Below are 9,202 nucleotides of genomic sequence, written 5' to 3' on the forward strand. Positions count from 1 at the left end.
TGACGCCCTTATCACGGGGTGTTTCAGCCGAATCAAATGGAAACGGCCGGGCTCCCACTCGGGAACCCGGCCGCTATTCACGTCACGACGTTGGGCTGATTACTTCTTCAGCTTGCTCGCCATCACGTCGCCCAGACGGGCCTTGGACCCTTCGGCCTGCTTGCGCAGGTACTCGCGGTAGTCCTCGCCCTCGCCGATGAGCGCCTTGATGGACAGCGCCACCTTGCGGTCGGGGGTGTTGATGTCGATGAGCTTCACCTCGACATCCTGGCCCTCGCTCACCACGTCGCGGGGGTTCTCCACGCGCTCTTCCTTCAGCTCGGAGACGTGGACGAGGCCTTCGATGCCCGGCTCGATCTCCACGAACGCGCCGAAGTCGGTGACCTTCGTGACCTTGCCCTTCACGCGGCTGCCCACGGGCAGACGCTCGGACAGGGTCTCCCAGGGATCCGGCTGGAGCTGCTTGATGCCCAGGCTGAAGCGCTCGTTCTCGACGTCGATGTTGAGCACCACGGCCTCGACCTCGTCGCCCTTCTTGAACATCTCGCCCGGGTGCTTGATGCGCTGGGTCCAGGAGATGTCGGAGACGTGCACGAGGCCGTCCACGCCCTCCTCGACGCCGACGAACACGCCGAAGTCGGTGACGTTGCGGATCTGGCCCTTGATGACGGAGCCGATCGGGTACTTGTCCTCGAGCAGCGTCCAGGGGTTCTGCTCGATCTGCTTCATGCCCAGCGCGATGCGCTTGGCCTTCGGATCGATGTCGAGGACGACGGCCTCAACGACCTGGCCGACCTCCAGGATCTTGGACGGGTGCTTGAGACGCTTGGTCCAGGACATCTCGCTGACGTGGACGAGGCCTTCCACGCCCTGCTCGATCTCGATGAACGCGCCGTAGTCCGTGATGGACACGACCTTGCCGCCCACGCGGGTGCCGACCGGGTACTTCTCGTCGGCGCGGTGCCACGGGTCCTCCTGGATCTGCTTGAGGCCCAGGGAGACGCGCTCCTGCGTCGGGTCGAACTTGAGGACGACCACGCGCACTTCGTCACCGACGTTGAACATCTCGCTGGGGTGACCGATGCGGCCCCAGGACATGTCGGTGATGTGCAGCAGGCCATCGATGCCGCCGAGGTCGATGAAGGCGCCGTAGTCCGTGAGGTTCTTGACCACGCCCTTGAGGACCGCACCCTCCTTCAGGTTCTTGAGGGTCTCCTTCTTCATCTCCTCGCGCTGCTTCTCCAGCAGGACGCGACGAGAAAGCACGATGTTGCCGCGCTTCTTGTTGAACTTGATGACCTTGAACTCGAACTCCTTGCCAATGTACTGGTCAAGGTTGCGCACCGGGCGGATGTCCACCTGGCTGCCGGGCAAGAACGCCTTCACGCCGATGTCGACGGAGAGGCCGCCCTTCACGCGTCCGACGATGGTGCCCTTGACGATCTCATCGCGCTCGCAAGCGGCGGAGATTTCGTCCCAGATGCGCATCTTGTCGGCCTTCTCCTTGGAGAGGACGACCATGCCGGTGTCGTTCTCGCGGCTCTCCAGGAGGACCTCGACGGGGTCGCCGGCCTTGACCGTGACCTCTCCGCGGGGATTGGTGAACTCGGAGATCGGGACCTGACCTTCGGACTTGTAGCCGATGTCGACGATCGCGAAGTCCTTCGTCACCTGCACGACCGTGCCCTTGACGATTTCGCCTTCCTTCAGGATTCCGTCGCCGCCACGCTCCTTGAGCGAGGCCTCGAACATCGCCGCGAAGTCTTCGTCACCGCCGTCGATCTGCTGGTTCACGTTCTGCTGCATGAAGTGGAAGTCCTTGGGAAACGGTACAACTGCCCCCTGTTTGAGAGGTGTTCGCAGCCGCCTGCGGGGAGCAACCGGAAGCTGCGGGTGTCCCTCCAATAGGGACATGAGGCTTTTGTGAGGCCGCGCACCCTAGACACCGGATATTCCGGGAGTCAAGCCGTGCCCTGCCTCATGTGATGATCCGTGGGGGAATCGGACCGGATCTGTCAATCCCGGTACCCAGCACGCCCGCCTGGAAGCCCTTCCTAACACCGAACGCGTTTCCCGGCAGCCGGAGGGGCTCTACTTTTATGAACGCCTGGTCGAGTCCGCAGCCCTCCCACCTCCAGGGTCCCCTGCCCGCCCGCCCGGTGTGGGACGGGCGGAGCGCCAGGGGCCCGAGGCGGGAATGGGGCGGACGCCGCCCCGGCCCTACCCCTGCTGGCGGAACGTCTCGCGGGCGATGACCATGCGCTGCACCTCGCTGGTGCCCTCGTAGATGGTCTGCACGCGGGCGTCGCGGAAGTACCGCTCGACGGGGAACTCGTCGATGTAGCCGTAGCCGCCGTGGAGCTGGACGGCCTTGTCGGCCACCTTGTTGCTCATCTCGCTGGCGAAGAGCTTCGCCATGGAGGCCTCGCGGGTGAAGGGCTGCTTCGCCTCCTTGAGGGCGGCGGCGCGCAGGGTGAGCAGCTCCGCGGCGTCCAGCTGGGTGCGCATGTCCGCCATCATGAAGCGCGGGCCCTGCAGGTCCGCCACGGCCTGACCAAAGGCCTTGCGGTCCTTGGTGTAGGACACGGTGGCGTCCAGGGCCGCCCGGCCCACGCCGCACGCCTGGGCCGCGATGCCGATGCGGCCTCCGTCCAGCGCCATCATCGCGAGGCGGAAGCCGTCGCCCTCCTTGCCCAGGAGGTTCTCCAGGGGGACCTCGCAGTCCTCGAAGGTGAGCCCCACGGTGTTGGACGCGCGCAGGCCCATCTTGTCCTCGTGCTTGCCCACGTGGAGGCCCTTGCTGCCGCCCTCCACGATGAAGCAGGACAGGCCCTTGTTGCCGGCCGCGCCCGTGCGGGCCCAGACGACCATCACGCCCGCGTACGCGCCGGAGGTGATCCACTGCTTGCTGCCGTTGAGCACGTAGCGGTCACCGCGCTTCACCGCGGTGGTGAGCATGGCGCCGGGGTCGGAGCCCGCGTGCGGTTCGGAGAGCGCGAAGGCGCCGACGATGGCCTCACCGGAGGTGAGCTTCGTGACGAACTTCTCCCGCTGCGCGTCGGTGCCGACCGCGTGGATGAGCTCCGCGCACATGTTGGTGACGGCCATGGCCACGGACACGGAGGCGTCTGCGGCGGCCATCTCCATCATGGCCAGGGCGTAGGAGACGACGCCCGCCTCGGCGCCGCCGTACTGGGACGGCAGGTTCACCCCGAGCAGGCCCACCTCCGCCAGCGCCTTGAAGACTTCCGGGTCGAAGTGCTCCGCGCGGTCCGCGGCGCGGGCCTTGGGCGCCACCCGCTCCTTCGCGAACTTGCGCGCGGTGTCGCGGATCAGCGTCTGGGTCTCGGTGAGGTCGAAGTTCACGGGCGCGGGTGTCCTGTCGCTATTCGACGGCCTTGAGGTTGAACGGGTACTCGATGGGGTGGTCGCGCCCGTCCGGGGGCCGGGGGAAGTCCAGCACCATGAGGACGGACACCACGCAGTCGTTGAGGCCCGCGTCCTTCAGCGTGCTCTGGACCCTGTCCACCTTCGCGCTGCGCACGGCGCCCTCGGCGGTGATGGTGAAGGTGGTCATGATCTTCCCCTCCACCTTCTTGTCCTTCTCCACCATGTGGCTCTCGTAGCACTCCTGGATACGAGGGGCGTTGTGCACCATCACCTGCCGGATGGAGTCCGGGGTGAAGGGCAGCTTGCTGACGTCCAGGCCGTCATCCTTCGGGGCCGGCTTCGTCGCCGCTTCCGGCGCGGGCTTCGTGGCCGCCGGCTTCTTCTTGGAGGACGGGCCCTGCGCCGTGGCCATGGAGGGGGCCACGAGCAGCATCAACATGGGGAGGAGCGCGCGCTTCATGACGGGGACTACTCCTTGAGCAGGTTGGCGGAGATGACGATGCGCTGGATCTCGCTCGTCCCCTCGTAGATTTCGGTGATGCGCGCGTCGCGCACGTGGCGCTCGGCGTCCATTTCCTTGCTGTAGCCCATGCCGCCGTGGATCTGCAGGGCCTTGTTGGCCACGCGGCTGGCCATCTCGCTGGCGTACAGCTTGGCCATGGCGCTCTCCGGGCTGTGGCGCTGGCCCTTGTCCTTCATGAGCGCCGCGCGCCACACCAGCAGGCGGGCCGCGTCGATCTCCATGGCCATGTCGGCGATCATGAACTGGATGGCCTGGTGGTCGCGGATGGGCTTGCCGAACGTCTTGCGCTCGCCCGAGTAGCGCACCGCCTCCTCGAAGGCTGCGCGCGCGATGCCCAGCGCCTGGGACGCGATGCCGATGCGGCCTCCGTCCAGCGTGGACATGGCGACCTTGAAGCCCTCGCCCTCCTTGCCCAGGCGGTACTTCTCCGGCACGCGCATGTCCTCGAAGAACATGGAGCAGGACCAGGCGGCGCTGATGCCCATCTTCTTGTCGGGCTCCGCGCGGGTGAAGCCCGGGGTGTTGGTGGGCACGAGGAAGGCGGTGATGCCCTTGTTGCCGGCCTCGCGGTTGGTCATCGTGATGAGCACGATGGCGTCCGCCTTGGGGCCGTTGGTGATCCAGTTCTTGGAGCCGTTGATGACGTACTCGTCACCGCGCTTCACGGCGACCGTCTTCTGGGCGGCCGCGTCGCTGCCGGCCTCCGGCTCCGTGAGGCCGAAGCAGCCGAGCTTCTCCCCGCTGGCGAAGGGCTTGAGGAACTGCTCCTTCTGCTCCGGGGTGCCGAACTTGGAGATGGGGTCGCAGTAGAGCGAGTTGTTCACGCTCATGATCACGCCGGTGGAGGCGCAGCCGCGGCTGATCTCCTCCATCGCGATGGAGTAACAGACGTTGTCCAGGCCCGCGCCGCCGAACTCCTCCGGCACGGCGATGCCCAGGAGCGAAAGCTCCGCGAGCTTCTTCACCGCGTCCGTGGGCCACGCGTGCTGTTCGTCCCACTTGCGGGCGTTGGGGATGAGTTCCTTGGCGGCGAACTCGCGGCAGAGGCGCTGGATCTCGCGCTGGATGTCGGTCAGCTCGAAGTTCATGGTGGCACTTCCATAGTATGCGGCCCGCCCTGGGGCTACTTCGAAGAAGGCCCCGCGTCCTCGGGGGCTGGAATCCGGGTCCCGAAGAACATCGCCAGGGGCACCGTCACGTCGAGGGACACGTCCGTGCGAGCGCCCGCGTCCGTCCAGGCCCGGCGCACCACCACCGACACGGTCCAGGGTTGGGTGTCCCGGTGCCGCTCGATCAGGTCGTACGTGAGGCCCACCCCGGCCACCCCACCCTTCCCGTCCCCGCCCCAGACGCCTGCTCCCTCGGCCAGGACGCCGAAGCGGGACGTGTCCGGGAAGGCCGACACGCGGGCCCCGGCGAGCAGGCGGAAGGTGGCCGGCCGCAGCCGCAGCTGGGGCTCCACGAAGGGCGACACGATGAGCGTGGGGCCGGGCACGTCCAGGGGCGGCGTGGCCCAGGGGTGGAGGGGCCAGGACAACACCCAGTGCGCGCCGTCCCCCCACTCCCGGCGCAGGTCCGGGATGAGCGGCTCCAGGAAGCACAGCGTGTAGAGACACAGCGTGCGCTTCCAGGAGACCAGGGCCGGGGCCCGGTCCAGCGTTGCGGTTTGAGCTTCGACCGGAGCTTCGGGCCGGGCTTCTTCAGCCCGGGCCAGGGGCGCGGCCAGGAAGCACAGCAGGCTTCCGGCCGCGACCGCGTGCTTCACGTCACTTGCCCTGGAACGCGGCGGGGCGCTTGGCCAGGAACGCGGCCATGCCCTCGCGCTGATCCTCTGAACCGAAGAGGACCGCGAAGCCCTGGCGCTCCAGCTCGTTGGCGCTGCGCAGGTCCTGATCCGCGCCGTACTCCACCACGCGCTTGGCCTGGGCCACCGCGAGCGGGCCGTTCTTGAGGATCTTCGCGGCCACCGCGCGGCAGTGCTCCATCAGCTTGTCCGCGGGCACCACGTCCAGCACCAGGCCCATCTCCTTGGCCCGGGCCGCGTCGATGCGGTCGGCCGTGAAGAGCAGCTCCTTCGCGCGGGCGCGGCCCACCAGCCGGGTCAGGCGCTGCGTGCCGCCGAAGCCCGGGATGACGCCCAGGGTGACTTCGGGCAGGCCCAGCTTCGCCTTCTCCGACGCGTAGATGAGGTCGCAGCCCAGCGCCAGCTCCAGGCCGCCGCCGAGCGCGAAGCCGTTCACGGCCGCGATGGTGGGGATGGGCAGGTTCTCCAGCGACTGGAAGACGTGGTGTCCCAGCGCGGAGAACTCCCGGGCCTGGGCGGCGGTGATGGTGACCATCTCCGCGATGTCCGCGCCGGCGACGAACGCCTTGTCCCCGCCGCCCGTGACGATGAGGGCGCGCGTCTCGTCGAACTTCAGCGAGCGGATCGCGTCGTCCATCTCATGGAACGTCGCGCTGTTGAGCGCGTTGAGCGCCTTGGGGCGGTCCACCGTGAGGATGGCGAGGGGGCCGTCCTTCTCCAACCGGATGTTCTCGTAGGCCATGTGCGTCGAAGCTCCTGTGTCGGGTGGGGACGACTAGTACTTGTAGAAGCCGCGGCCGCTCTTCTTGCCGTACCAGCCCGCGTCCACGTACTGGCGCAGGAGCGGGCACGGGCGGTACTTGGAGTCACCCAGGCCCTTGTGCAGGACCTCGGCGATGTAGAGCACCGTGTCCAGGCCGATGAAGTCCGCGAGCTGGAGCGGGCCCATGGGCTGGTTGGTGCCCAGCTTCATCGCGGTGTCGATGTCCTCCGCGGTGCCCAGGCCCTCCATCAGCGCGAAGCAGGCCTCGTTGAGCATGGGGATGAGGATGCGGTTGACGATGAAGCCCGGGTAGTCCTTGGACACCACCGTCGTCTTGCCCATGCGCTCGGCCATGGCGCGGATGGTGGCGTACGTCTCGTCGCTGGTGGCCGCGCCGCGGATCAGCTCCACGAGCTGCATGACCGGCACCGGGTTCATGAAGTGCATCCCGATGACGGACTCGGGGCGCTTCGTGGCCGCGGCGATGCGGGTGATGGGGATGGAGGACGTGTTGGTGGCGAGGATGCCGCCGGGGCGGACCACTTCGTCCAGCTCCAGGAAGATGCGGCGCTTGAGGTCCTCGTTCTCCGTGACGGCCTCGATGGCGACGTCCACGTCCTTCGCGTCGCGCGCGTTGGTGAAGGTGGCGAGGTTGCCTTCCGCGGCCTGCTGCTTCGCCGCGTCCAGCTTGCCCTTCTCCACCAGCTTCTTGAGGCCCGCCTTGATGCGGTCCGCACCCTTCGCGAGGCCGTCCTTGTTGACGTCCACCAGCGACACGCGCAGGCCCGCCTGGAGCGCCACCTGCGCGATGCCCGCGCCCATCTGCCCTGCACCGACGACGACGATGTGTTCCGTTGCCATGGCGACTTCTCCTGTGCCGGCGGCCATAACGCACGCCCCCAGGAGGGTCAACGCCTGGTGTCGGGCAGGCGCAGCGAATGGACGATGGCCTCCTTCTCGCCCACCGCCAGCCGCCCTCGCAGGGGCAGCCACTGTTCACGGTCCCGCACCTTCAGGAGCAGCAGCGTCTGGAAGGTGCCCTCCGGCAGGCTCGCCTTGAACGTCACCTCCGGCGGGGGGCCGTCCGCGAAGAAGCGCTCCTCGCGCTTGAGGATGTGCTCCTCCGAATCCACCACCTGGAGGTCCATGGCGCGCACGTCGCTCCAGCCGGGGCCCTCCAGTTGGAGGATGAGCTGACGCTCGGGGACGTCCGTCACCTTCCACAGCCACAGGCCCACCGCGACGATGGCGATGAGCACCAGCCGCTTGGGCAGCGGGTGCGTGCGCCAGCCTTCGCGCGGCTTCGCGGGCTGGGGGGCCGGTGCCGGGGTCTCCGGCGCGGGGGCTTCCGGTACCTCCGCCACGCCCTACTCCCGCTTCGTGCGCTTGGAGGTGGGGCGGCGCGCGTTCAGCTCCGTGATGACCACGCGCGCGGACGGCGCGGGCTCCGCGGCCTTCTTGCCCTTGGGGGCCTCCGGGGGCGGCGGCGCCTCTTCCTTCTCCGCCTTCTCCGAGGGCACCAGGCGGATCTGCGCCTTGACCTCCACCGTCATGCCGGAGAGCAGCTTGAGGAATTCGTCGCGCAGCTTCTCCGACTGCATGAAGCGGCGCAGCTCCTCCGTGACGACGCGGGAGATGTCGTCCTTGGTCTTCTCCGCCTGGGAGAGGATGAAGCCCAGAGCTTCCTTGGGGAGCTTGAGCTGGCCCGCGAGCGAGCGGATGCCCTCCTCCGTCATGAAGACCGCGCCCATGCCGGCCACCGCCATGCGCCGCACGAAGTCCGGCACGAAGCCGCCCGAGCGGCCCTCCCGCCCGGGCTGCTGCTCGGAGTCGTCGAACAGCGGATCAGGCGGGAAGTCGTCGTTGCCGGCGGGGGCCATGCAATCTCCTTACGGGTTGGGCACTACCGGGCCTGCATCACCGGCAACGGCACGCTCTTCATGGTCTGCGCGGACACGCGGCCCGCCACGTTCCGGGCGACGTCCTGGAAGGCCTTCGCCTCCGGGCTGTCCTTCGCCCCCACCACCACCGGCACGCCCGAGTCTCCGGACTCGCGCACCTTGAGGTCCAGGGGGATCTCTCCGAGGAATGGAATGCCGAACATCTCCGCCGCCTTGCGCCCGCCCCCGTGGTTGAAGATGTGGGTGGCCTTGGAGCAGTGCGGGCAGATGAACTGGCTCATGTTCTCCACGATGCCCAGCACCGGGATGTGCACCTTGTCGAACATCTGCTTGGCGCGCACCACGTCCGCCAGCGCCACGTCCTGCGGCGTCGTCACCAGCACCGCGCCCGCCGCGCGCACCGACTGCGACAGCGTCAGGGCCACGTCACCCGTGCCCGGGGGCAGGTCCAGGATGAGGTAGTCCAGCTCGCCCCAGTTCACGTCGCGCACCAGCTGCATCAGCGCGCCGTGCAGCATCGGCCCGCGCCAGATGAGCGCCTGATCCGCCTCCACCAGGAAGCCGATGGACATGACCTTGAGGCCGTGCGCCATCAGCGGATCCAGCGTCTTGCCGTTGGGGCTCACCGGGCGCTTGTCCGCGAGCCCCGTCATCAGCGGCACCGACGGGCCGTAGAAGTCCGCGTCCAGCAGGCCCACCTTGGCGCCGTGCTGCGCGAGCGACGCGGCCAGGTTCACCGCCACCGTGCTCTTGCCCACGCCGCCCTTGCCGGCGCCCACCAGCAGGATGTTCTTCACACCCGGCAGCAGCGCCCCGCCACC

10 protein-coding genes are annotated in these 9,202 nt (G+C 68.1%); all 10 read right to left on the reverse strand.

The features are described from left to right. Positions 1-99 precede the first annotated feature (99 nt). The gene (locus tag OV207_RS36390; RefSeq protein ID WP_120537923.1) at positions 100-1,806 is read right to left on the reverse strand and encodes a 30S ribosomal protein S1; all 1,707 of its coding nucleotides are present in this window, start codon (positions 1,804-1,806) and stop codon (positions 100-102) included. Between the two features lie 414 nt (positions 1,807-2,220). After that, positions 2,221-3,366, reverse strand: a complete 1,146-nt coding sequence (locus OV207_RS36395; protein ID WP_193348929.1) for an acyl-CoA dehydrogenase family protein — start codon at positions 3,364-3,366, stop codon at positions 2,221-2,223. A 19-nt stretch (positions 3,367-3,385) separates the two neighbouring features. Then, positions 3,386-3,850, reverse strand: a complete 465-nt coding sequence (locus tag OV207_RS36400) for an AgmX/PglI C-terminal domain-containing protein (protein ID WP_193348928.1) — start codon at positions 3,848-3,850, stop codon at positions 3,386-3,388. 8 nt (positions 3,851-3,858) lie between these two features. Next, positions 3,859-5,001, reverse strand: a complete 1,143-nt coding sequence (locus OV207_RS36405) for an acyl-CoA dehydrogenase (protein WP_267559683.1) — start codon at positions 4,999-5,001, stop codon at positions 3,859-3,861. A 35-nt stretch (positions 5,002-5,036) separates the two neighbouring features. Then, complete coding sequence (locus tag OV207_RS36410; protein ID WP_267559684.1) at positions 5,037-5,678, reverse strand: hypothetical protein; 642 nt, start codon at positions 5,676-5,678, stop codon at positions 5,037-5,039. Position 5,679: 1 nt separating this feature from the next. Beyond that, complete coding sequence (locus OV207_RS36415) at positions 5,680-6,459, reverse strand: enoyl-CoA hydratase-related protein (RefSeq protein ID WP_193348925.1); 780 nt, start codon at positions 6,457-6,459, stop codon at positions 5,680-5,682. A 33-nt stretch (positions 6,460-6,492) separates the two neighbouring features. Beyond that, positions 6,493-7,341 carry a 3-hydroxyacyl-CoA dehydrogenase family protein gene (locus tag OV207_RS36420; protein ID WP_267559685.1) on the reverse strand — a complete coding sequence of 283 codons (849 nt, stop codon included), beginning with the start codon at positions 7,339-7,341 and terminating at the stop codon, positions 6,493-6,495. A 47-nt stretch (positions 7,342-7,388) separates the two neighbouring features. Further along, complete coding sequence (locus tag OV207_RS36425; protein WP_267559686.1) at positions 7,389-7,844, reverse strand: hypothetical protein; 456 nt, start codon at positions 7,842-7,844, stop codon at positions 7,389-7,391. Between the two features lie 3 nt (positions 7,845-7,847). Next, positions 7,848-8,360: a hypothetical protein gene (locus tag OV207_RS36430; RefSeq protein ID WP_193348922.1), complete on the reverse strand. Its 513-nt coding sequence runs from the start codon at positions 8,358-8,360 to the stop codon at positions 7,848-7,850. 23 nt (positions 8,361-8,383) lie between these two features. Beyond that, a partial coding sequence (locus OV207_RS36435; RefSeq protein WP_267559687.1) for an Mrp/NBP35 family ATP-binding protein occupies positions 8,384-9,202 on the reverse strand: 819 nt, incomplete at its 5' end.

It is taken from the genome of Corallococcus sp. BB11-1 (genome assembly GCF_026626625.1).
Classification (GTDB): domain Bacteria; phylum Myxococcota; class Myxococcia; order Myxococcales; family Myxococcaceae; genus Corallococcus; species Corallococcus soli.